Origin of the sequence: Candidatus Vicinibacter proximus (genome assembly GCA_016713905.1) — a bacterium.
GTDB classification, from domain to species: domain Bacteria; phylum Bacteroidota; class Bacteroidia; order Chitinophagales; family Saprospiraceae; genus Vicinibacter; species Vicinibacter proximus.
In genome coordinates this window covers 719,150-743,198 of sequence record JADJOE010000003.1, presented here as the reverse complement: position 1 = coordinate 743,198, position 24,049 = coordinate 719,150, and the positions used below count along the sequence as shown (strand labels likewise).

Here is a 24,049-nt window from a genome sequence, read left to right as displayed (position 1 = left end):
TTGGAATCAAGAATAAATAAGTCAGGTTTTGTTAACATCGTCGGTTTGCCCAATAGTGGAAAGTCAACTTTGGTTAATGCATTAAGCGAGCACAAACTATCCATAGTTTCGCCAAAACCGCAGACTACCCGCGCTCGCATCTTTTCAATTTGCAATTTACCACAAACCCAGGTCATTTATTCAGATCTACCGGGATGGATCGAACAGGAGAACTATCCCATGCAGAAGATGATGAATGATAAAATCAGGGAATCACAAGCAGATGCTGATGTGTTACTCATGGTTGTTGATGGGTCCAGACCTAAGGAAAGTTCATTTACCCTTACTGAAGAATGTCGTAAGCTAACCATTCCAAAAATACTGGTCATTAATAAAAAAGACAAAATCCCAGTATCGAAGATAGATCAGGTCAAAAACGATCTGGAATTTTATAATGACCTGGATTACAGCTTCTTGGTATCTGCACTTACCGGTGAAAGCATATCGGACCTCAGGCAGCAAATCCTGGAATTAATACCTGTTCATGAGCCATATTTCTCGGATGATGTAGCCAGTGACAAACCCATAAAGTTCTTTTTAAGTGAGTTAATCCGAGAACAGATCTACTATTTGTTTGAAGATGAAATCCCTTTTAGTACCTTTGTCGAAATCACCAAATGTAAAGGAGTCGACGATCAATTGCCAATGGCAAGTATAGAGGCTACCATTTATACAAATAAACAAAGTCAAATCCCAATTCTATTAGGCAAAAATGGATCTAAGATTAAAGAGTTAGGAATAAAATCAAGAATAGAGATAGAACAATTTCTTCAGCAAAAGGCTTATCTGGGGTTAAGCATTAAACTCAGAAAGGATTGGAGGAACGATATTAATTTTTTAGAAAAATCAGGAGTACTAAGATGAGATTTACAGTAGCAATTGTAGGGAGACCTAACGTAGGAAAATCAACATTGTTCAACAGGCTAGTTGGACACAAAAAGTCCATAGTTGATGACATCAGTGGAGTTACTCGGGACAGAATATATGATGTTGCCGAGTGGAATGGAAAAAAGTTTTACATTGTTGACACAGGTGGATTTGTTGCACATTCCAGTGATATATTTGAATCCGAGATCAGGAGGCAAGTCGAACTTGCCATTGTGGAATCCAGTGCCATTATTTATATGGTTGATGTGACTACCGGAATTACAGATTTGGATGAATTTGTTGCTCAATTACTACGACGAGTAGACAAAAAGAAATTCTTGGTAGTTAACAAAGTGGACAACCACGAACGATTACTCTTGGCTCAGGAATTCTGGAGTTTAGGATTTGATGAAATGTATTGTGTGTCCGGAATGACCGGTAGCGGTACCGGAGAGTTACTGGATGCAATTGCAGAACTAATCCCTCCGGAGGAACTTGTACTTCCTGACTTGCCAAAATTTGCCATTATAGGACAACCCAATGTAGGCAAATCATCTCTGATTAATGTTTTGCTTGATGAAGAACGCAACATGGTTACCGACATTGCTGGCACAACAAGAGACCCTATTCATTCGGAATACAATAAATTCGGAAAACAATTTGTCATCATCGATACTGCAGGGATTAGAAAGAAAGCCAAAGTACATGAGGATCTTGAATTTTATTCTGTGATCAGGGCATTTAAAAGTATTGAAGAAGCAGATGTGTGTTTCCTTGTAATTGATGCAACAATGGGTATTGAATCACAGGATATGGAACTTGTTTCCCTAGTGATCAAAAGGAATAAAGGTTTGGTCATTTTAGTAAATAAATGGGACTTGGTTGAAAAAATTACAAACACTGCCAAAGAATATGAACAAACTATAAAAAATAAAATGGCGCCATTCAATGACGTGCCTATTTTATTTATTTCGGCAAAAGAAAAACAACGCGTATTTCAAGCCATTGAAAAAGGACTTGAAGTGTACAAACACAGAAGTCAAAAGATAAAAACATCCGAGTTGAATGAAAAAATGCTTGAAGCGATAGGAAAAATCCCTCCACCTTCATTTAGAAATCATTTAATTAAAATCAAATACATCACCCAAATAGAAAAGGAATATCCACTATTTGCCTTTTTCTCAAATTATCCGGATCAAATTAAAGGTAGCTATAAACAGTTTCTTGAGAACCAGTTAAGAAGTCTTTTTAATTTCACGGGTGTGCCAATAAGATTGTTGTTCAAAGAGAAATAAGAATGAAGCTTACTAATACTCCTTTGAAAGATTTGCTCATTATTGAACCCAAAGTACATGTAGATTCCCGAGGGTATTTCATGGAGTCTTACAACAAAAATTTATTTGATGCAAATCATTTAGATTATTATTTTGTGCAAGACAATGAATCTCAATCCGAATACGGAGTAATTCGTGGTCTTCATTTTCAATCTGCACCTCACCAACAATCTAAACTTGTGAGAGTTAGTTATGGAGAGGTATTGGATGTAGTGGTAGATCTTAGACCAGGAAGCAAAACATTTGGGCAGAGTTTTTCTATTTTACTTTCCATGGAAAATAAAAAGCAACTATTAATTCCAAAAGGTTTTGCACATGGATATTCGGTGCTTAGTGAAAAGTGTATTTTTAATTATAAGTGTGATGAGTTTTATCATGCCGGCTCAGAATTAGGCATTAACCCAAGAGACAATGTTTTGAATATTGACTGGTTAGTACCTATAGATAAGCAAATTATTTCAGGGAAAGACCTTAATTGGCCAGAAATTAAACACTATAACTTTTAGATGTTTACCATTTTAGTAACCGGTGCAGATGGACAAGTTGGCAGCGAGTTGAAAGAACTTGCAAACAACTCAAATAACTTGAGTTGGTTCTTTTTCAATAAATCTGAATGGGATATCAGTTCACAACAAAAGACGGAGGAAATTTTATCTCTTTATTTGCCAAATGTATTGATTAATACCGCAGCTTATACTAAAGTGGACCTGGCCGAAAAAGAGCCTGAATTATGTTATGAGATCAATACAGTGTCTGTGCAAATATTGGCAAGTGCATGTATTGAAAAGAACATAAAATTTATCCATTTTTCATCGGATTATGTTTTTCATTCGGAGAAACCCGATCCTATTAAGGAAGATATGCCACTGCATCCAAAAGGTATATATGCAGATTCTAAAGCTAAATCTGAAGCGCTCATCGCTTTGATAAATCCTCAAGCAATTATCTTAAGAAGTTCATGGATTTATTCTTATTATGGACATAATTTTGTTAAAACCATGCTGAAATTAGGCAAGATAAATAATCAGGTAAGTGTGGTCAATGATCAGATCGGCTCCCCTACTTATGCTTTGGATCTTGCCAATATGCTGATCTTTTTGATTGACCATCTCAGGACAGAAGGAATAGATTCCATACAAGGAGTTTTTCATTATTCCAATGAAGGATCCTTGAGTTGGTATGAATTTGCATGTGAAATTTTTACACATTGTAATTTGCCGGTAAAGGTTATTCCTATCAGTACAGAGGTTTTCAATGCTCCAGCGTCAAGGCCAAAATTTAGTGTTTTAGATTGTAGTAAGATCAAAACAACATTAGGCATCAGCATCCCGTTTTGGAAGGATAGTCTTCATCATTGTCTTAATCGATTAAAAATGGAGAAGGATTGAATATGTGGCTGGGTAGAAACATATCACTTCTTTGGATTGCAATGATGTACAGTGCAAACCTGCTTGCCACACATAACCGTGCCGGAGAAATTACCTATATACAGCTTAGCAATTTAACCATAAGAGCAACCTTAATTACCTATACCAAAACATCCAGTGTAGGTGCCGACAGAGATACACTGAGCATCAACTGGGGAGATGGAAGTTTTACCAATGTTAAAAGATCCAATGGAAATGGACAGCCATTACCTAATGACATTAAAAAGAATATTTACATAGCTGAACACACTTATCCCGGGAGAGGAACATATAGCATCAGTATGTTAGACCCTAATAGAATTGACAACATATTAAACGTAGACCCTCCTAACTCCATTAATGTCCCATTTTACATTCAATCTACCATTACACTTTTTAACACCACTTTCCAAGGAATTAACCATTCCCCCATCTTACTAAAGGCTCCTATTGATATAGCCTGTCTTTATCAAGTATTTGAGCACAATCCATCTGCATATGATGAAGATGGCGACAGTCTTTCGTTTGAATTGGTTACGCCATTAATGGCTGAAAAAACAGGTGTACCCAACTATCTTTTACCAAGTCAGATTTTACCCGGAATAAACAATGCTGTCAGTTTGGATTCCAAAACCGGAAGTTTTATTTGGAGGTCTCCGCAAAGAGCCGGGGAATATAATATTGCCATTGCCATTACAGAATACCGAAAGGGAATAAAAATAAGTTCAACCATTAGAGACATGCAAATTCTTGTAGTGGAATCTTGTAAAGAAAATAACCCACCATTGATCAGCGGCATTTTGGACACCTGTGTAGTCGCAGGCAGTTTGATAGATTTAAGTTTTTTTGTGGATGATCCGGATAAAGGATCCAGAGGAGGAAGTGTTAAAGTTGAAGTTGATGGTGCGCCACTTTTTTTAAAAAATCCAGCTTTGATTAGTTTTCCCTCCGGATTCAATACCCCGAAAGTAACTGTAAATTTGAAATGGAATACGGCTTGCAATCATGTTCGAAAAGAACCTTACTCCATATTTATAAAAGCTGTTGATAATTATTTTGACACTACCGGATTAACTGCAACCAGAGTCCTTAGAATTAAAGTGATTGGCCCTAAGCCTAACAATCTAAGATCGATTAATGAAAATGATAAAATCCGTTTGTTTTGGGACTTCCCTTATGCCTGCAATATGGATTCATCTGATTTTAGGGGATTTTCAGTTTGGCGTAAAATAAACAATGGATTTCTTTTACAAGACACCTGTAATCCGGGACTAGAACAATCAGATTATATGCAAATTGCCTACCTGGTCAACGATTTGAGTAATTCAAAATACACTTTTTTTGATAGTTCGTCGCTTAAAGGCATACCATATTGTTATAGAGTTCAAGCCGAATTTGCTAAATTAAGTCCCGGGAATTATCCATATAATTTTACTCCTTCCCTAGCTTCCAATGAAACTTGTGATTATATTTCTACCGATGCCCCTTTATTGCTTAACGCAGATGTATTGGCTACCAATTCTAATGATGGAAAAATAAAAATAAAGTGGACTAAGCCAGATCCCACTAAGTATGACTACCTAAATCGCACACCACCTTTTACCATCAAAGCCTTTCATTCTGTTGATTTTGTGAATTTCTTAGAAATTGCCGGTTACACTCAATCCACAAATGATTTACTTAATTTTTCAGATACACTTTTTATAGATAGTCTAAGAAACACAAATGACAACAGACATTTTTACAAGATTGTAATTGGTTCAAATGACAATTACATAGTAGAATCAGACACTGCGCAGAGTATTTTCCTAAATGTAAAGAATGATAATGGCTTCATGTTTTTGTCCTGGGATGAATCCACTCCATGGAATAATTATGAATACACGATTTTTAAAAAGAATAAATCCGCAAGTAAATATGATTCCATTTTCACCACTTCACTTAGATCATTTCAGGATAAAGAAATCATTTATGGTGAGGAGTATTGCTACCTTCTGCGATCAAAAGGGAGTTATGGTATTTCATGGATTGAAAGCCCATTGATTAATCATTCCAATGAGTTTTGTATTACCGCAATAGATTCTACCCCACCTTGTTGTCCGGATTTTCAAGTTAAAGGACCTTGTGAAAACAGACCAGATGTACCAACTGATGTAAATGAGATCATCTGGAATAATCCAAACTTAAGTTGCATCTCGCAAGATATTTCCGGTTATAGAGTTTACGTAATTTACCCAGATGGCAGAACTGAATTACTGACTGAGATAAATGATCCAGGTCTTACCAGATACACACATTTGATCACGAAAAATGAACCATTGTGTTATCAGGTTAGCGCATTCGATACATTAGGACTAGAATGCAAACCTTTTGAAAAAATTTGCGCCAATTATTGCCCATCGTATGAATTACCTAATACATTCACCCCAAATGGGGACGGATTTAATGATATTTTTACCCCGAGGATAAACAGATACGTTCAATCTATTGAGTTAAGTATTGTAAACAGGTGGGGACAAGTTGTATACACCACCGTTGACCCGGAAATTAATTGGAATGGAAACAATAACAACGGAAATCAATTAAGTGATGGAACCTATTATTACAAGTGCAAGGTAAGACCTTACCCCAATGCGGACAAGATTCAGGAATGGGTAATTACCGGATTTATTGAGCTTTTAAAAGGCAAATAATGTTTACAGGAATTATTGAGGATATCGCTGAGATTATTGAGATTGAAGAGAAAAACGGAAATTTTGACTTACGCATTTCCTCAAAAATAAGTAAAGAAGTAAGAATTGATGAAAGTGTCTCTCATAATGGCGTGTGTTTGACAGTGGTTGAATGTGATGATGATTCGTACAGGGTGACCTTGATTGAAGAAACCATTAAGAAAACGGCGTTTAAGCTTATAAAAAAAGGAGATCTTATAAATATAGAAAGATCTTTAAAAGTTGGCGACCGGCTTAGTGGACATTTTGTACAAGGGCATGCAGACGACACAGTTCAATGTATTTCTATACGTGTACTGGAAGGTAGTCACGTATTCCGATTCTCTCTTGATCCTAAGTACGCCCATTTAATGGTCCTAAAAGGTTCCGTATGTGTCCATGGTATAAGCCTTACCATATCAGATTTAAAAAATGATTTTTTTGAAGTTTCAATAATTCCGTACACATACCAAAACACAAATTTAAGATCGCTAAACCCAGGAGATTTCGTAAATATTGAATTTGATATATTAGGGAAGTATATATTAAGATCCATGGAGCAAAAAAACTCTTTGGATCCGCAAATCAACTATTAAAAGCATAAAACATAGCTGCAATATTAATTACAACACAGAAATAAAATTTCTTGTGAGATTTATATACTCGGTCGAAAAATTTCCCTCATCATCTAAAATAACTAATTCTTCAAAACCGACTGAATTGGAAAGTCTGGAATAAGCAACACAAACCAAGGATGTTTCTGATTTATTAGAATGTTTGATTTTTAAATAATCCAGCGGATACAATCCATTGCAGATAAGTTCTGTGGTCCATATTGACTCCAAACCAACCGGTAATACCAATATAAATAAACCTTTATCTGTAAGTAATTTGGAAACGTTAAAAACTAAGTCTGAAATTTTTTTCAAGGTGAAATGTCTCTGAAGATTTTTTGATTGTTCAGACGCATTCAAATCTTTAATAAAATAAGGCGGGTTGCTAATAATCAAATCAAAAAACGGATCAGGTAAAGAGGTGAAATCAACAAAGTCCCCTTGAACAAAGTGAAAAGCATTTCTAAATTCAGATTTAGTAAAATTTAAATTTGAAATATTAACGGCATCTTTACTTAAATCGATTCCAACTACCTCACAGGATTGATTCTCTTGGGCCAACATTAAACCCAAAATGCCTGAACCACAACCTAAATCGAGTATCCTATTATAATTTCTTTTACTGCTCCAAGCGCCGAGGATGACACTGTCTGTGGAGGGCTTCATAATATTTTCACCTAAAAAAAGATCAAAATATTTAAACTTAAAAACCTCCATACGAAATCATATGACTACGGTTCAATATCCGCAGATGTTCTCATGATCACTTGCCTTGCTGTAAATTGAGATAGAATACCCGTAATGCTTTTGGCATTAGTTGGAAAGATATCTGAAGCAAAATTGGCTTGCGATCTGGTAAATAAATCTATGGTGCCTGTACCATCATTGATCACCACAGTACCGGAGAAATTCGAACCGGAGGATTTTGAAAAACCAGGATTTAAAATTTTGATTAACTGCCCTTCCCAATTCTCAGCCTGAGCTATTAATTCTGCGACCGTTGCAATTCTAGGCTGTATCTGAATTCCCGTGCTGATCAATTTAGCATTAGCCAGGGGTGTTCCATTCAATTGCAACAAGCCATTGAATTCGGAAAGTTCGACTCCCTTAACGGTGACTTCAATTTCATCCCCTAGATTAAAAGAGTGGTTCCCAGAAAAACGGATGACAATTGCGGCTGAGGCATCTTGGACAAAAACATTTTGCGTAACCACATTCAGTGCATTTTTTTCTGAACTCACAATACCCTTAACTTTAAAATCTCCCGAAACATTGGTCAGCGTACCAGAAAACAAATCTCGGATAAATTTTATCGATTTAAGCTCAGCCTGACCTCCTCCTCCAGTTATTACCACATCTGAGGTATTACGAATTAATAATTGTTTGCTGTTGAATTGAGAAACAATTGCAGTTATTTTCACTATTGCTGTAGGAAAATTATCATTTGCAAATTTTGCACTTTGGCTTGTGAACAGGTTAATTTTTCCAGTCTGGTCATTCACTTCGACATTATCTGCATAATTGGAACCACTGGATTTTGTCAATGTTGCATTTACAATTTGAATAAGTTGACTTTCATAATTTTCAAATGAAGACAATAACTCCGCGACCGTAATTAGTTTCGGTGAAATTGATTTACCTGTTGAAATTTTAGTTACTTTATTTGCAGGGAAATTATTCAATTGGAGAAGGCCATTGAATTCAGACAATTCAATTCCTTTCAAATTAAGTTCAAGCTCATCACCCAATCCATAGGTATGGTTAGCAGTAAAGCGGACGGTAATAGCACCGCTGGCATCCTGGATAAATAGATTTCGTGAATTTACATTTGAATTGTCTCTATCAGATGTAACGATGCCAGAAATTTTTATATCCTCTGTTATATTGTTGGCAGCGCCTGTATAAAGAGCTCTTACTTCCAAAATAGATTTTAAGACTGCCTGTCCGGTAGTGCCTCCACAAGGAGTTTTGTTGAATAAAATGTCTGTCGTATCCCGAATGTAAATTTGCACATCCGTATTAAATTTAGATAAAACACCCGTTAAACTACCGTTGTCGGATGGAATTACAAAACCTGCAAAGTCTGCAAAACCACTGGTTCGCAATAACAAGCTTGCTTTATTGCAATCTACAATGCTTAGGTTTTGTGAAGTTTGAGTCGCCACATCAGCATAAGTTTTTCCTAACTCAGCTCGGTCAAATTCAACATCCTCCAATTTTATTAATGTACTCAGATCCAAAGAGTTTAATGCATTAATAGACTTTGTTTTTGGAACAACAAATTTGTTACGTTCCCCGGCAAAAACATACTGATCCAACAAGGCATCTTCTATCCCTGCTAATCGATCTCTTCCATTATCGAGGTAGGATCCCTGACCTAATTGGATAAGCCCTGCATAATCACCAATGGTAAGATTCTTACACTTTATTCCTACTCTTGTGCCGACAGGAAATAAGGCAAAAAGTCCTATACTATTAATTTTAACTTCTATTCCTCCTGTACTGTCTTGCACCACAATGGTCTTGTAAAAATTCCCGGACCGATCATCGGCAATGACTGTTGCAACAATATTTAAATCTTCGGTGATATCCACAAACTGACCGGGGATATACTTTGATTTAAGTTGCGCAATTGAGCTGTTTGCAGAGAAAGGGATGGTTGGCGTATATACAGGCGGCTCATCAAACGCCCTGTCTACACAAGACATTACAAAAAATAAGGTGATAAATACGCCTGTGGTCCAACTTAATACTTTATTGAATATCATAAATTAAAGCTTATTCAAATGATACGATAAGGTTAAAGAAATAATTAATTCCCTGAAGATTAAAATACTTGTTAGGAAACTTTTGAGGATTATTGGTTTCAAAATCAAATCTAAATTGTTCAAAACCACCGGAAACTAAATTTTTACTATTTAGTAAGTTATTTACACCTAAACTAAGGCTGGTATAGTGGTTATAAATTTTAAAACTTTTGAAGACAAAAGCATCTAATACAAAATATTCCGGCAACTTTTCCTGATCAATATAAGTCCTGAACAAATCCGAATTTCTGTCAATTCCCTGAGTAGCTTCTGAAGTTCTTCTTAAAGGATTAACTTCAAGGTATGACCTGTTGACATAGGAAAAATTCAAAGTCACAAAACCAAATCGCTTGAAATTATATTTTAGATTTACGGTTCCTACTGTCTGTGGTGTACCCGGAACAAAGAAATTTTTCAGATAGATAGTATATTTTGAAGAAGCTTTACTGAATTGGTCATAGATTAAAAAATCTGGTCTATTAGTATACACTGCAATGTTATTTTGAAACATGCCACCCAAAACAAAACCATAAGGCAATGCATATTCGGCACTTATGTCGAATCCAAGATGTTCCTGATCAAGTCCTTTATAAAAACCATTAATTAAGCCTCCATCACGGAGTTCAGGATTGTTGCCGGTTTCCAAATCCCCATCCAGGAAAAAATCTTTGTTCCGGATTTGATTTTTAGATTGAACTGCAAATCCACCAATTTGAAATTTAAATCCTGGACTTTTATAGAAATATTGTATCTCACCAGATCTGTTGTTAGAATTTTGAATATCCGGAAGCACATCTGCACGCCAGCCTGCATTGATAAAAACCTGATCAAACAAAGGCGGCAAGGACTCGTATGCGAGCGATAAAGTCAAATAATTACGACCATTGATTTTATAAATGGCATTTGTTTTCAGAGCCCATTGAAATCCTGTAAGTAATTCAGATTTTCCTTTTGAGTTTTCGAAAATTGCGTTTTGAAATTTCCCTTCCCGGAAATCACGTTTATATGCAGCTAAAAACCCGGCACCAAAATCAAATTTTCTTCTTTTGTAATTGGCTTGTGTAAATGTAGAATATCGCTGAAGCACAGATGTATAATCATAGGATAATTTATCTCCTACCCTGATTATTTTATTTTTTAAATTCACATCAGGGTCTGCTCTGGTCACATCATCAATAAAAGTTTCCTTATCAACATAAAAATCCCCACCTAACAGATCCAGCAATTCAAGATAATTTTCCTTTTGTGCATATTCTAATCTATAAGTTGAGGACAATTTTATTTTTCCAAGAGAATATTTAATTTGAAGAAAATGTTCTATATCAGTTGGGTCAGCATGGCGATCAAATTGAATATATTGAGATTGCCTTCCGGAAATTGAATCAAGACCTCCATTAATGTTATAGACTGTATTCAAATTAGACCTGTTTACCTGGTACATTCTTGTCCAATTAATTTGTCTTACTGATTCATCAGACTTCCATAAAGAAGCAATACTGTCTTTTGTTGGTGCATATTCGATGAATGACGGCAATTTCTGGTAATAATCAGGTCTCGGATCAAATGCATCATTCCAATCGAGATTTGAATCCGATCTTTTACCTTTGAGGATCATCAGACCGGAGGTAAAGCTTAATCTTTTATTAGGATTGGAATGGAAGTTTAGAAAAAGAGCGGGAATATTCGTGGAGGCAATTCTTGCATTTCTTTTTTCGCCTTCCTGATAACCCCAATAGGAATTATACAAAGGGTCTCCACTCAATTCATATACCTCTTTTATACCAGGGCTATTTTTACCTCTTACAACCGGAGCCTGAACATAAAACAAACTGAAGCCAGCGTTCGATTTAAATTTCTTGGAAACACCCGCATACAACCCCCAGGCATCATAGAAGGTTCCCGGAATATTAGCCTCCTGAGCCCATCGTCGATTTGCTCCAATAATATAATGTACCCCCTTTGAAGGCAGGTGGTTAACATATTGTAATGCAAGCCGATGGGTAAAGGATCGGTTAGACAAAGAATAATTGGCAATAAATCCTTTTCTGTAGGTTGCCGGATCAAAATTGATCCATTGATTGATACCAAGACTTCCGAAATCATTATTCTGATTTGGATAGCTAAGGTCGTTTTCAGAATAACGAGTGATTTGATTTTGTCCGGAAAACAAGTAAAATGGGTTATTTCCATTCTCCAGATCAGTTAACAGAAAGCCATTAAATCCGACTTGGTTATATATCTGATCAATAGATTTTAATCTAAATCGAAAAGGACTAAACTGAAAGGCGGCGGCTTGTAATATTGGGTCTCGGGAACTGGTCAATAAACTATAGACTTCAGAATCCTGATCATCATCCCCATCTCCCTCATCCAACTGAATAGTTGGAATCTCAATTTTAGGCGCATTCATCAAAACCAAAGAAAACTCCAACTCTTGCGCATTGTTTTCCGAGACGTTGATGTTTTGTTCCAGAATTTTATAACCTGGTTTATCCAATCTAAATGTAAGAAGATCTGAAGCAGTTACTGAGCGTATGGAGAATTTGCCCTTTTCATCTGTGATCGTTGTAATATTTTCATTCAGAAGGAACACTTTTACTCCTTCTATACCTTTACCTGTAGAAAAATCTGTAACTATGCCTCTAAGTTCCTGGCCACAAATACATTGTCCAAAGGAAATCAAACAAAATAATAAAATAACCCGTTTAAATACGATCATGATCCAAAATTCAAGCTCAAATTTATCCAGATTAATCCAGCATTTCCATATTCTAAGTTGTATTTTTAGAAAATCATCATTTCTTATTATTCCCTTAATCTTTTCCTTAACCTTTATTTCAAACATCCAGGGTCAAAAGGCAAAGATCGCTTGTGTCGGCTTCTATAATCTTGAAAATCTATTTGACACAGAGGATGATCCATCCATTGCTGATGAGGAGTTTACCCCTACCGGGCCTAAGGCATGGACAGAGGACAAATATCAAGATAAATTATTAAGACTTTCTGAGGTGATTGTAAGACTAGGAACTGATTTAAACCCTGACGGTGTAGGCATATTGGGAGTTTGCGAGGTAGAAAACAGAAAAGTGTTGGAAGATCTTGTCAGGACTCCTAATCTTAAAGACCGAAACTATCAAATCCTTCACTTTAACTCCTTTGATCCAAGGGGAATTGACTTGGCTATTTTATATCAGAATAAATATTTCACCCCATTAGAGGCTCAAATGGTCGAAATTCCATTGAAAGATTCTGACGGAAATTCTCGTAAAACCCGAGGCTTGCTGATCGCAAAAGGAAAAATAGAGAATCAAATAGTTTATATTTTGGTCAATCACTGGCCATCAAAAAGAGGAGGTGAGCTTGCCACGAGCTCCTTAAGAATACAAGCAAGTAAAAAGAACAAAGAAATTGCAGATTCAATCCAAATATTGAATCCTGATGCTAACATCATCATTATGGGGGATTTGAATGATAACCCAAACAGTACAAGTGTTGCAAAATATTTACGTGCCGAAAAAGAGACTCGATCCTTAAAATCAGGTAGTTTTTATAATCCGTTTTATAAAAATTACCTTTTAGGTGAAGGGACTACTGCACATGATGATAGCTGGAGTCTTTTTGACCAAATATTACTCTCTAAAAATTGTTTGGGTAAATCAAATGTTCAATACAAATTTCTAAAGCATAAAATATTTCATGAAAGCTTCATGATCCAGGAGGATGGTCATTATAAAAATTATCCTCGCCGAACCTTTTCAGGGGACGTTTATAATTTTGGATATTCCGATCATTTTCCAGTAGTTGTGTACCTTGCTAAAATGGTAAAAGAATAAAATGAGTTGGACTAGTTATTGATAACTTAGATTTTGTGTTAGAATCAAAAGAAGTATACCAATTGCATGCAGAACAGCATTATGCACTCGACAGAATCCAAAAGCTGGAAGGGGTAGTTTTTCTTACGGGTAAAGCGGGAACCGGAAAAAGTACTTTATTGAATTTAATCAAAAGAACTTTCAGAATTAATATGATTGTTCTAGCACCAACAGGAGTAGCCTCAGTCTTGGTAGGTGGCCAGACTATACATTCATTTTTTAAATTTCCTCCGGGATGGATCAGTCAAAAAGATTACAAACCCCTTTCTAAATCCATGGCAGAAAAAATTGATTTGATCGTAATTGATGAGATCAGTATGGTGCGCGCAGATATTTTGGATCACATGGATCAATTATTAAAGTTGTCCAAAAAGAAGGATAAACCATTTGGAGGAATTCCAATGCTGTGGGTAGGTGACTTGTATCAATTACCCCCAGTAGTCAGTTCGCCTGAAGAAAAAGCATATTTCGAACACCATTATACTTCCCCATATTTTTTCTCTGCAAATGTCATGAAAGAGTTGGATTCCTTTGAATTGATTGAGCTAGAGCAAGTATTTCGTCAAAATGAGTTACATTTCATCCGGTTGTTAAACAGGATTCGGCTTAATGAATGCGATGAAGAGGATTTGGATGAAATAAATCAAAGGGCTCAGGCAGACCCAACTGAAGATGGGTTACCTGCCATTACCTTGACAAGTACCAATGTACAGGCAAATCAAATAAATCTTAAAGAGCTTAACAAACTTGACACCTCGCCAAAAACTTATTCAGCAATAATGGAGGGATCCATAAATCCATCACAATTTCCTGCCGAGCAGCATTTAATTTTAAAAGTGGGCGCACAAATAATGACTTTAAGAAATGATCCTGCAAAGAATTTTATCAACGGCAGTATTGGCATCCTTGAGGAACTTATGCCACAAAGCATTCGGGTCAAATTTCCAAGTCAGGAAAGTAGTGTTGAAATTCCAATGGCTACCTGGGAAATTGTACGGTACATCTATGAGGATCAGACCATTAAGGTAAACCCTGTGGGATCTTTCACGCAGTTACCAGTAAAACTTGCCTGGGCGGTCACCATACATAAGAGTCAGGGAAAGACTTTTGACAAAGCAATAATTGATCTTGGAAGAGGTGCTTTTGAAAATGGACAAACTTATGTTGCCTTAAGCAGATGCCGCACACTTGATGGTGTTTATCTCACCCAAAAGCTCCAATGGAAAGATGTTCGTACGGACGAAAGAGTAGCAGACTTTATTCGGCAATGGCGTTGAGTTCATCTGAAAAAAAAGCATTATTTTATGGTTTGAATTTTGGGATAGTGTTTATACCTTGCAGCAAATTATCCCATCATGTCAAAACATCATAACCATCCTTCAAAAAGAGAAGAGAAAGCAGAAGAAAGAAAGATATTCAAGATAATCATTATTGTTGCAGCTGTTTTGATGGTACTCATGTACCTAATGTACAGATCTGCAAATTCATAATTACCTTCCTTGAAATTAAATCTCGAATTAAAGGCGGAAAGTCCCAGGGAATGGTTAGAAGCTGTTTTAGCTGATTTTGATAGCTTCCTTCAGGACCATGCTGATTGTGAACGTAAGGCTTCTGCTATGGCGATGAGTCTGGTGGCAAAATATCCCGATCGTTTTGATATACACACTGATTTAATTGAAACTGCCATTGAGGAATTGGACCATTTCAGATTGGTATACCAGCTTATGAGGAGCAGAAATGTTGGATTGGCACATCAGATAAAAGAGGACCCATATGTAAAGAAACTTATGGTCTTTATGCATTCGGGCCGAGAAGAAAGGTTTTTAGATTACTTGCTCATTGGTTCTGTATTGGAAACCAGAGGAGCCGAAAGATTCAGACTTATAGAAGAGAATTTAACTGATCCAGAGTATAAAAAATTTTACAAAATGCTTTGGACCTCTGAAGCAAAACATGGGCACATTTATGTAAAGCTGGCATTATGCTATTTTCCAGAATCCAAGGTGTATCCCAGATTGGAATGGTGGATGGAAAAAGAAGCTGAGGTGATAAATAGCCTGGAAATTCGGGCTGCTTTACATTGATTTACAGCATACCGTAAATTTTACTTCTTGAATTGATCCTGAATTATTTATTGCTTTTTGCCTTTTGCATTGGATTTGGAGCACCACCACCTGAACCTCTTCGATTGCCTGTTCTTCCGGATTTGAAAATTTCAAATCTGGATGGTTCTGCAGACTTTAACCAATAGTTGTTACTTAAATTTATATCGGCTGTTTCCAAATAAGGATCCAATTCAATGGATTTTACTTTTTTATTTTTCAAAAAAGACTTTACCACCTGATCTTCATTTTTTCGCCAAATGTATGCATGAATTCTCTCCACTTCACTTGTCCCATCTTCATAATTCCATTGAAGAATTATTGGCATTACCGTGCCACCTATATTAGAAAAATAAATTTCATAAACAAACTGATCCTGATACATACTGAATAAAGAGTCAGACAATAATTCTCCGCGATTCTTCACCTGGCGAGGCTGCCTCACCCCCGTAAACTCTTCTTTAGCGGGCACATTATAATAATAATAAAAGTCCCTAAGTGTAGTATCCATATCTACAAGGAAATTTGTTCCACTTGCTTTATTCCGTATTTTAGTAATAGGCACAAAATTTTTTGGAATACTGAAAAATTCTGACTGTGTCCTGGCATCCATTACACTTGTGGATTTGTTTAAGCTGCTGTCCGATACCACTTCCTTATTTGTGAATGCATATACTTTTACAGAATCTATAGAAATGTCTACAGGATCAATACCAAAGAACCAAGCCCGCCAAAACCAATCCAGATCTACGCCAGATGCATCCTCCATGGTTCTGAAGAAATCGGCTGGAGTCGGATGTTTTAATTTCCAACGCTGTGCATATTGTTTAAAGGCATAATCAAATAAGGTTCTGCCCATTATTGTTTCTCTCAGAATATTCAATGCCGTAGCTGTCTTATGATATGCATTTGAACCAAAATGTATCAGATTTTCACTGTTGGTCATTATGGGTTCCAATTGTTCTTTCGGCAGACTCATATAATCCACGATTTTATGTGCCGGTCCCCGTGCAGAAGGATAATTGTTGTCAAATTCTTCCTGGGTAAGATATTGTACAAAAGTGTTGAGTCCTTCATCCATCCATGTCCACTGACGTTCGTCGCTGTTGATGATCATGGGAAAGAAATTATGCCCGACTTCATGAATAACCACGCCTAACATCCCATACTTTGTTCCTTCAGAATAGGTCCCATCTTTCTCTGTTCGGCCACCATTGAAACAAATCATAGGATATTCCATCCCGTTTGACGCTTCCACACTTATGGCTACCGGATAGGGATAATCCACCGTATACTTTGAGTATGTACGAATGGTATGTGCCACCACTTTTGTAGAAAATTTGCGATATAAGCCATATGCTTCTTTGGGATAGTAACTCATGCACATAATCGGTTTGCCGGCCACGACAATCTTCATTGCATCCCAGATGAATTTTCTGGAAGAACCAAATGCAAAATCCCGGACATTCTTTGCTTTGTAATGCCATATCTTTCTTTCAAGCGATTTATTTTTTTCCGCATTCCGGGCTTCATCCAACAAAACGATTTCTACCGGTTCCGTCGAAGTCTCTGCGCGTTTCCACCTTGCAAATTGATTTGCGTTCAAGATTTTTTGGTAATTCTGACATTCCCCTGTAGCAGCAACTATATGGTCGGATGGAACATTAATTCTTACATCAAAATCTCCAAAAGCCAATGCAAACTCCGCCCTTCCGGTAAATTGCTTATTCTGCCATCCCTGAAAATCAGAATAAACACACATGCGGGGATACCATTGTGCAATCGTAAACAAATGATTTCCGTCCTCTTCAAAATACTCCAGCCCTCCTCTACCTCCAAGCTTCATTCTGTCCGGTATTTTATAAGACCAACTGACAAAGAACTTTAATTTCTTTCCTGGCAATAGAGTTTTGTTGAGATTCACCCTCATCATGGTCTGGTTAATCTCATACACCATGGGGTTCCCAGATTGGTCTTTTACCTGAAAAATGTGTACACCATGTCCAACTAACTGGTCAGCAGATCGTAAAGACTTCAAAGATTGATCAGTAAATGGAGGAGAAAACTTGCCGCCATCAATATAGTTACTTTCAGCCTCCGGGCGATTTTCATTTTCATCGAGTTGTAACCAAACATAATCCAATGGATCCGGGGATTGATTATGGTAAACAATCCACTCTTCTCCTTTCATCACTAAATTCTCTTCATCCAGGAATGCATCGATGGAATAATCCGCCTTCATCTGCCAGTACCGGGAACCAGGCGCTCCAGCTGCATTTCTAAAAGAGTTGGCGTCCGGCAAAATGATTCCCAATTGTTCAAACTTATTCCCGTGATTGGATTTTGGGTTATTTTGAATATTTTGGCCATAAGAAATGAACAAAATCAATAAGGAAAAACAAAGGGACCAATAGCAACGGAGGGTTATATTTCTTTTCATTAACTATCTTTGACTGTCAAAATTACAAAAATCTACGAATTGGTTCGTAGTATATATAAAATTTTACCCATGTCTGCCCTTTTGCAAGCCATTTTGGTCCTTATTCATCCTTTTTATGTCAGTGTTACCAAAATTAATCATAATGAGGTTTCCAGGCATTTGGAGATCAGTTGCAAGATCTTTACGGATGATCTTGAGAAAGCCTTAAAAAAGGATTCTGAACAAAAACCCGATTTGAAAAACCAAGCAAGTCTGGATCTTAATGACAAACTCATTCAGGAATACCTAATCAACAAACTTAAGATTACCATTCAACAAAAAAATATTGAATTGGAATATCTGGGATTTGAAAATGAAGAAGAAGCAACTATAATTTATTTTGAATCCAAACAAATTATTCCAACGCCACTGGAAATAAATGTGGTTAATAATTTTCTTACAGAAATTATTCCAGATCAATTAAATATTGTTCATTATTATCAAGGGAATTTTCATAAAACATATCAATTATCCAGAAAAGAAAACACAATAAATTGGAAATTGCCTTAAATAGGTTCCCTTCCAAATCCATTTTATGCGTTTGGGTTAACGGATTTTCTTGCCATCTATATAAACGGACAATACTTTTGTAAGCGGTACTTCCAGATCTGGGCATTGGAGTAGATTTTTGTCTAAGACTATAAAATCAGCTTTTTTTCCGGGGACTAAGTTACCTTTTAGGTTTTCCTCAAAAGAGGCATAAGCATTCCAAATGGTGTAAGATTTCAAAGCTTCGGTGCGCGTCATTTTCTCTTCTGGAAAAAATTCCATTCCGTTATCCAATCTTTTACGGGTTATGGCGGCATAAATGCACTCAAAAGGATTAATCTTTTCTACAGGGGCATCTGTGCCATTCGCAAAGTGAACGCCTGCATCCAGTAGAGACCTCCAAATATAAGAACTGGATTTGGCTCTTTCCTGCCCAAGACGTTTGACCACAAAAGGCGCATCACTTGTACAATGTATGGCTTGCATGGATGCAATTACACCAAGCGCATTAAACCTTGGAATATCTTCTCTGTGTAAATGTTGTGCGTGTTCGATCCGCCATCTGTTTTCCGGACCTATTCCTGCTTTTTCATAAATATTCAAGACTTCATTATTGCCTTTGTCCCCTATGGCGTGCATACAAACCTGAAGGCCCAGGGACTTTGCTTTAACAGCAAGGTTTGCAAGCATTTCAACAGGAACCAATGTCTGCCCTTTTACGCCGGGGTTGTCTGCATAGTCTTCCTGAAGCCAGGCACCATAAGAGCCTAATGCCCCATCCACATAGGCTTTAATGGAAGCTGCGCGAAACATTTCCTGATTGTAACTATGAAATGGCAGAGAATCCATTTTTTTAATAGCAGATTCAGGATTTTCATAAAACATGACATTTAATCTAATGGGAATTTCTCCCTTCTCAGAAAGACTGTGTAACAAATTGATTTGCTTCAGACTACTTCCGGCATCCTGAAAACTGGTAATGCCATATTCCAGGGATTTTTCAACCGCCATTCTTACCTGTTTCTTCACCAATTCATACACTTCCTGCGGCGAACTTTTTTGTTCATATTCATCCAGCGCCCTTTCTATTAACCCCATGGCATTTTCCTCAAAAACACCGGTGAGTTTGCCTTGTTTATCCTTCACAATTCTTCCGCCAACCGGAGAAGTAGTTTCTTGATTTATTCCGGACAATTCCATTGCCTTTCCATTAGCAATAAGCGCATGACCACTTGCATGATAAAGTACCACAGGATGCGCAGGACTGGCTGCAGAAAGCAAATCATGGTATGGGTAGCCATTAAATTTTAAATCCGAAGAAGCCTTCCATTTGTCCTGATGCCATCCACGGCCTTCAATCCATGCCCCAACAGGCAATTGCTTGGTTTTAACAGCAACCTTAAGAACAATTTCCTCCCACGAACGAGTTTCTTGTAAATCTATGTTAATCATGCTTTTCCCAAGTGCCAAAAAATGCGCGTGGCCTTCATTTAATCCCGGCATGACAAATTTTCCTCCCAGGTCAATCGTTTTTGTATTTTCGGATTTCAACATCATCATCTCCTTATCCGAACCTATGGCCATTACTTTATCCTTTCCTATGGCCATGGCTGAAAAAACATGATCAAGACTGTCCGCAGTATAAATTGCACCATTTAGCAGGATGAGATCTGCATTTTCCTTTACTTTGCATGCGCAAAAAGAAAATAATAAAGCAAATAGTAATAGACCGAGTTGTTTTTTCATAATATGAGTGAAAGTACAAATTTAAAATCGTTTCCTGAGATCGTTAATATCTATGAGCACCATTCCGGCTTGGTAAATTGGGATAAGAATCCGACTGATTTATATGCTCCCGTTGGTTACATCATGCATCAGGAAGGAAAGAAATTAAGACCTGCAGCTTTGCTGATGATATTTAATTTATGGAAAGAAGATTTAAGCGTGGCACTTAACGCTGCTTATGGACTTGAATTATTCCATAACTTTACTTTAGTACATGATGATATCATGGATGACTCCACGATACGCAGAGGGAAAGAAACAGTTTATAGAAAATTTGGTGTCAACCAAGCCATACTTTCAGGTGATGCAATGCTGATTGAATCGTGCCGATTGGTTTCAAAATCACAAGAAAAAATGGGGGTGACCGGTGTATTGGATTTGTTTTTAAAAACCGCCATGGATGTTTGCGAAGGGCAAAGTCTAGACATGAGTTTTGAGCAATTGGAGGAGGTGGGACTGGGTGAATATTTAAATATGATCCGATTAAAAACTTCAGTTTTACTTGGATGTGCTTTTCAAATGGGGGCAAAGTTGGCGAATCAAAGAGAGGAAGTCTCCGAAAAACTATATGAACTTGGGACAACCCTCGGCATAGGTTTCCAAATTCATGATGATTGGTTGGATTTTTATGGAGATCTACAACTTACCGGTAAAGTAAAAGGTGGGGACATTCTGAAGAAAAAAAAGTCCGCCTTAATACTGGCTGCATTGGAAGCTACGGAAGAAGATCAAAAAAAAGTTTTACTCGATGCATATCACGAAGACCATCCTGACAAACTAGAAACTATTGAATTCCGGTTTTCACAACTTGGCATCAAAGAAAAAGTAAATGAAATGTATCTGGCCTATAAAAAAAAATGTTTTGACATGATTGAAAACCTTCCGTTGAATGAGGCGCAAAAATCTAGATTAATTGAATTTGTTATCCTGGTATTGGAACGTAGAAACTAAGCCTAAACGTTCATTACGATCATTTGTTATCCTTACAAAAATCAGAAAATATGCAGTATATAAAATTTTTAATATTTCTTGTTGTAGTTCTATGCTCATGCACCTCTAAGAACAGATTTGATCCCAGTCAAAACAACGTACAGAATTCAACTCAAAACGAAAAACCAGCAAATCCTCAAGGAAATATTACCGATGTGGAAAGTGATGCCATACCCTATTTCCAAGGTTTTGGTGAAGTGCCAAAATGGAGTGTTAAAATAGGCAACATTCAGAATAATATTTTTGAAGTTCAGTTGAAACTGGAAGATGAAAACGACACATACATCGGACTGATGCAAAAAATGGAAAGTGAAAATCCTTCCATGCCCGGAGAGTTCTTTGTAGGACAATTAGATAACCAAGGCGTTAAAATTGATGCTCAATTTTTTTTAGAAAGAGCGGCATGTTCAGACAGTAAGAAAGTAGAACACAACGGCAGAATTACTTTGCTTAAAAATGGAAAAGAGCACTATGGGTGTGGAAATTTTGTGCGATAAATTGGCTATAGTTCAAATGTAGGTCTCAATCCTTTTGACCCGTCTCCGCCATAGAAATCGTTGATAATTTTTACCACTTGTTCCGGTTCATCCACCAAAGGCAGATAATTAATATCCCCTGATGAGATGTAACCAAACTCCTTGTCCATAACTTCAGTTATCCAGTCTTTCATTGGTCTCCAAAACTCTGTACCAACCAAAATAATTGGGACTTTATTGATCTTTCCGGTCTGGGTCAGGGTTAGGACTTCAAATAATTCATCCATGGTTCCAAAACCACCCGGCAGGGCAATGAACGCCTGAGAATATTTTACAAACATCACTTTTCTTACAAAAAAATACCTGTGGTGCAAATTCTTGTCCTTGTCAATGTATTGATTAGTGAACTGTTCAAAAGGTAAAGATATATTCAAGCCTACCGATATTCCATTCTTCTCGGAAGCTCCCCTGTTGGCTGCTTCCATGATGCCGGGACCTCCGCCTGTAATCACGCCAAAACCCTCTTCGGTAAGTCGATTAGCTATACTTCTTGCCAATTCATAATGCTTATGACCGGGAACTACTCTGGCTGATCCAAAAATAGAAACACAAGGGCCTAATCGTTGCATGGTTTCAAATCCATCCACGAGTTCAGCCAATACTTTGAACATAGTCCAACTGTTTTCCGCTTTCAGTTGACTCCATTGTTTCATTGATTTCATAGCAACATATTTACAAAGAAAAGCCTGTCTTGTAGAAAGACAGGCCGGTATTTTATCTGAATGAAATTAAATTTCCGATTTATAAGCAGTAAACTCCTTACGAATAAAATCATTTAATTCCTGAACTGTATCAAATTGCTCAAATAATTCCTTAAACTTATTGTGTCTTTGACTGGCCGGAATAACAAAATCAAGTACTTCTTTTCTGCTTATTTTTTGCTTGCTTAAGATAATTAACCTTTCTACCACGTTCCTCAGCTCACGAATATTTCCTGTCCAATTATATTTTTGCAATTCCTCAATGGCAGAATCTTCAATTCTTTTTGGTGGCATGCCGTATTCATGACAAATGTGCTCCATAAAATGTTCCGTAAGAATTGGAATGTCTTCCACCCGTTCATTTAATGAAGGTACTTCTATGATAATTACCGCCAATCTATGGTAAAGATCCTCTCTAAATTTCCCTCTTGCAATTTCTTCTCGCAGGTCCTTATTTGTTGCAGCAATTACTCTTACATCGACAGAAATTTCCTTGTCGCCACCAACACGGGTAATTTTATTCTCTTGCAAGGCCCTAAGTACTTTGGCTTGTGCAGAAAGACTCATGTCCCCTATTTCATCCAGGAATAAAGTTCCTCCATTGGCCAATTCAAATTTTCCCAAACGCTGCTTTATGGCTGAAGTAAAAGAACCTTTTTCGTGGCCAAACAATTCTGATTCAATTAACTCTGAAGGAATTGCCGCACAATTCACTTCGACAATATTTCCCTTTGAACGATTACTTTTTTCGTGAATCCATCTGGCAACCAATTCTTTACCCGTACCATTTTGCCCTGTGATCAAAACTCTTGCATCTGTCGGTGCTACCAACTCTATGGTATCCCTAACCTTCATGATGGATTTGGATTCACCAACAATCTCCTGTGTTTTAAATTTAGAAACCTTCTTTTGAAGAGATTTCTTTTCGCTGATCAGGGACGATTTGTCAATCGCGTTTCTTAGGGTAATCAAAAGTCGATTAAGATCCGGTGGTTTGGATATAAAATCATACGCTCCTCTTTTAACCGCTTCTACCGCAGTATCGATGGTTGCATGGCCACTTATCATCACAATCGGCGTGTCTGTTGCCAATTGTTGGATTTTATCCAAGGCTTCCATGCCGTCCATTTTTGGCATTTTTATGTCCAAAATGATGGCATCGTATTCGTTTTGTTTGAGTTTTACCAGACAATCCAAACCATCAACGGCCTCGTCTACCTGGTATTTCTCTAACTCTAAAATATCCCTGAGCACCCTGCGGATACTCTGTTCATCATCAACAATTAATATTCTCGCCATTTGAATATATTCTTAAAA

The 24,049-nt window shown here is 37.0% G+C and carries 19 protein-coding genes; 12 read left to right on the top strand and 7 right to left on the bottom strand.

The features are described from left to right. Genes era through IPJ83_11400 form a run of 6 tightly spaced genes read left to right on the top strand, consistent with a single transcriptional unit; the run spans position 1 to position 6,953 of the window. Complete coding sequence (gene era / locus IPJ83_11425) at positions 1 to 903, top strand: GTPase Era (protein ID MBK7881154.1); 903 nt, start codon at positions 1 to 3, stop codon at positions 901 to 903. Continuing rightward, positions 900 to 2,201, top strand: coding sequence for a ribosome biogenesis GTPase Der (gene der / locus IPJ83_11420; protein MBK7881153.1), 1,302 nt, complete (start codon positions 900 to 902; stop codon positions 2,199 to 2,201). The genes era and der overlap by 4 nt, the downstream gene beginning before the upstream one ends. 2 nt (positions 2,202 to 2,203) lie before the next feature. Continuing rightward, the gene (gene rfbC / locus IPJ83_11415; protein MBK7881152.1) at positions 2,204 to 2,746 is read left to right on the top strand and encodes a dTDP-4-dehydrorhamnose 3,5-epimerase; all 543 of its coding nucleotides are present in this window, start codon (positions 2,204 to 2,206) and stop codon (positions 2,744 to 2,746) included. Then, entirely contained in the window at positions 2,747 to 3,628 is an 882-nt protein-coding gene (gene rfbD, locus IPJ83_11410; protein ID MBK7881151.1) for a dTDP-4-dehydrorhamnose reductase, read from the top strand. Positions 3,629 to 3,630: 2 nt separating this feature from the next. Further along, on the top strand, positions 3,631 to 6,339 hold the full coding sequence (locus IPJ83_11405; protein ID MBK7881150.1) for a gliding motility-associated C-terminal domain-containing protein: 2,709 nt from the start codon (positions 3,631 to 3,633) through the stop codon (positions 6,337 to 6,339). Then, complete coding sequence (locus IPJ83_11400) at positions 6,339 to 6,953, top strand: riboflavin synthase (protein ID MBK7881149.1); 615 nt, start codon at positions 6,339 to 6,341, stop codon at positions 6,951 to 6,953. The genes IPJ83_11405 and IPJ83_11400 overlap by 1 nt, the downstream gene beginning before the upstream one ends. Positions 6,954 to 6,980: 27 nt before the next feature. Here IPJ83_11400 and IPJ83_11395 read toward each other — a convergent pair whose 3' ends face one another. The 3 genes from IPJ83_11395 to IPJ83_11385 are packed head-to-tail and all read right to left on the bottom strand — an operon-like array spanning position 6,981 to position 12,497. Next, positions 6,981 to 7,688 (bottom strand): methyltransferase domain-containing protein, encoded by a 708-nt coding sequence (locus tag IPJ83_11395; protein ID MBK7881148.1) that lies wholly within the window; start codon positions 7,686 to 7,688, stop codon positions 6,981 to 6,983. 14 nt (positions 7,689 to 7,702) lie between these two features. After that, positions 7,703 to 9,739, bottom strand: a complete 2,037-nt coding sequence (locus tag IPJ83_11390) for a hypothetical protein (GenBank protein MBK7881147.1) — start codon at positions 9,737 to 9,739, stop codon at positions 7,703 to 7,705. Between the two features lie 10 nt (positions 9,740 to 9,749). Next, complete coding sequence (locus tag IPJ83_11385) at positions 9,750 to 12,497, bottom strand: TonB-dependent receptor (protein MBK7881146.1); 2,748 nt, start codon at positions 12,495 to 12,497, stop codon at positions 9,750 to 9,752. On the opposite strand from IPJ83_11385, the gene IPJ83_11380 reads away from it, so the two are divergent. The 3 genes from IPJ83_11380 to IPJ83_11370 all read left to right on the top strand — a co-directional run bounded on the left by IPJ83_11380 (position 12,496) and on the right by IPJ83_11370 (position 15,734). Then, positions 12,496 to 13,611: an endonuclease/exonuclease/phosphatase family protein gene (locus IPJ83_11380; GenBank protein ID MBK7881145.1), complete on the top strand. Its 1,116-nt coding sequence runs from the start codon at positions 12,496 to 12,498 to the stop codon at positions 13,609 to 13,611. The two genes, IPJ83_11385 and IPJ83_11380, sit on opposite strands and share 2 nt — an antisense overlap. Positions 13,612 to 13,646: 35 nt before the next feature. After that, positions 13,647 to 14,927, top strand: a complete 1,281-nt coding sequence (locus tag IPJ83_11375) for an AAA family ATPase (GenBank protein MBK7881144.1) — start codon at positions 13,647 to 13,649, stop codon at positions 14,925 to 14,927. A 222-nt stretch (positions 14,928 to 15,149) separates the two neighbouring features. Continuing rightward, on the top strand, positions 15,150 to 15,734 hold the full coding sequence (locus IPJ83_11370) for a tRNA-(ms[2]io[6]A)-hydroxylase (protein ID MBK7881143.1): 585 nt from the start codon (positions 15,150 to 15,152) through the stop codon (positions 15,732 to 15,734). Between the two features lie 43 nt (positions 15,735 to 15,777). Here the strand turns inward: IPJ83_11370 and IPJ83_11365 are convergent, their stop codons facing one another. Then, positions 15,778 to 18,192 (bottom strand): M1 family metallopeptidase, encoded by a 2,415-nt coding sequence (locus tag IPJ83_11365; GenBank protein MBK7881142.1) that lies wholly within the window; start codon positions 18,190 to 18,192, stop codon positions 15,778 to 15,780. A gap of 69 nt (positions 18,193 to 18,261) precedes the next feature. Here IPJ83_11365 and IPJ83_11360 point away from each other — a divergent pair, with 69 nt between their 5' ends. Beyond that, positions 18,262 to 18,741: a hypothetical protein gene (locus tag IPJ83_11360; GenBank protein ID MBK7881141.1), complete on the top strand. Its 480-nt coding sequence runs from the start codon at positions 18,262 to 18,264 to the stop codon at positions 18,739 to 18,741. 36 nt (positions 18,742 to 18,777) lie between these two features. Here the strand turns inward: IPJ83_11360 and IPJ83_11355 are convergent, their stop codons facing one another. Next, positions 18,778 to 20,466, bottom strand: a complete 1,689-nt coding sequence (locus IPJ83_11355; GenBank protein MBK7881140.1) for an amidohydrolase — start codon at positions 20,464 to 20,466, stop codon at positions 18,778 to 18,780. Positions 20,467 to 20,469: 3 nt separating this feature from the next. Between IPJ83_11355 and IPJ83_11350 the strand changes: the two genes are divergently transcribed. After that, positions 20,470 to 21,456: a polyprenyl synthetase family protein gene (locus IPJ83_11350; protein MBK7881139.1), complete on the top strand. Its 987-nt coding sequence runs from the start codon at positions 20,470 to 20,472 to the stop codon at positions 21,454 to 21,456. A 50-nt stretch (positions 21,457 to 21,506) separates the two neighbouring features. After that, on the top strand, positions 21,507 to 21,992 hold the full coding sequence (locus IPJ83_11345) for a hypothetical protein (GenBank protein MBK7881138.1): 486 nt from the start codon (positions 21,507 to 21,509) through the stop codon (positions 21,990 to 21,992). A 5-nt stretch (positions 21,993 to 21,997) separates the two neighbouring features. On the opposite strand, the gene IPJ83_11340 is transcribed toward IPJ83_11345, so the two are convergent. After that, positions 21,998 to 22,693, bottom strand: coding sequence for a TIGR00730 family Rossman fold protein (locus tag IPJ83_11340; protein ID MBK7881137.1), 696 nt, complete (start codon positions 22,691 to 22,693; stop codon positions 21,998 to 22,000). Positions 22,694 to 22,759: 66 nt separating this feature from the next. Beyond that, on the bottom strand, positions 22,760 to 24,031 hold the full coding sequence (locus IPJ83_11335) for a sigma-54-dependent Fis family transcriptional regulator (protein ID MBK7881136.1): 1,272 nt from the start codon (positions 24,029 to 24,031) through the stop codon (positions 22,760 to 22,762). Between the last annotated feature and the right edge of the window lie 18 nt (positions 24,032 to 24,049).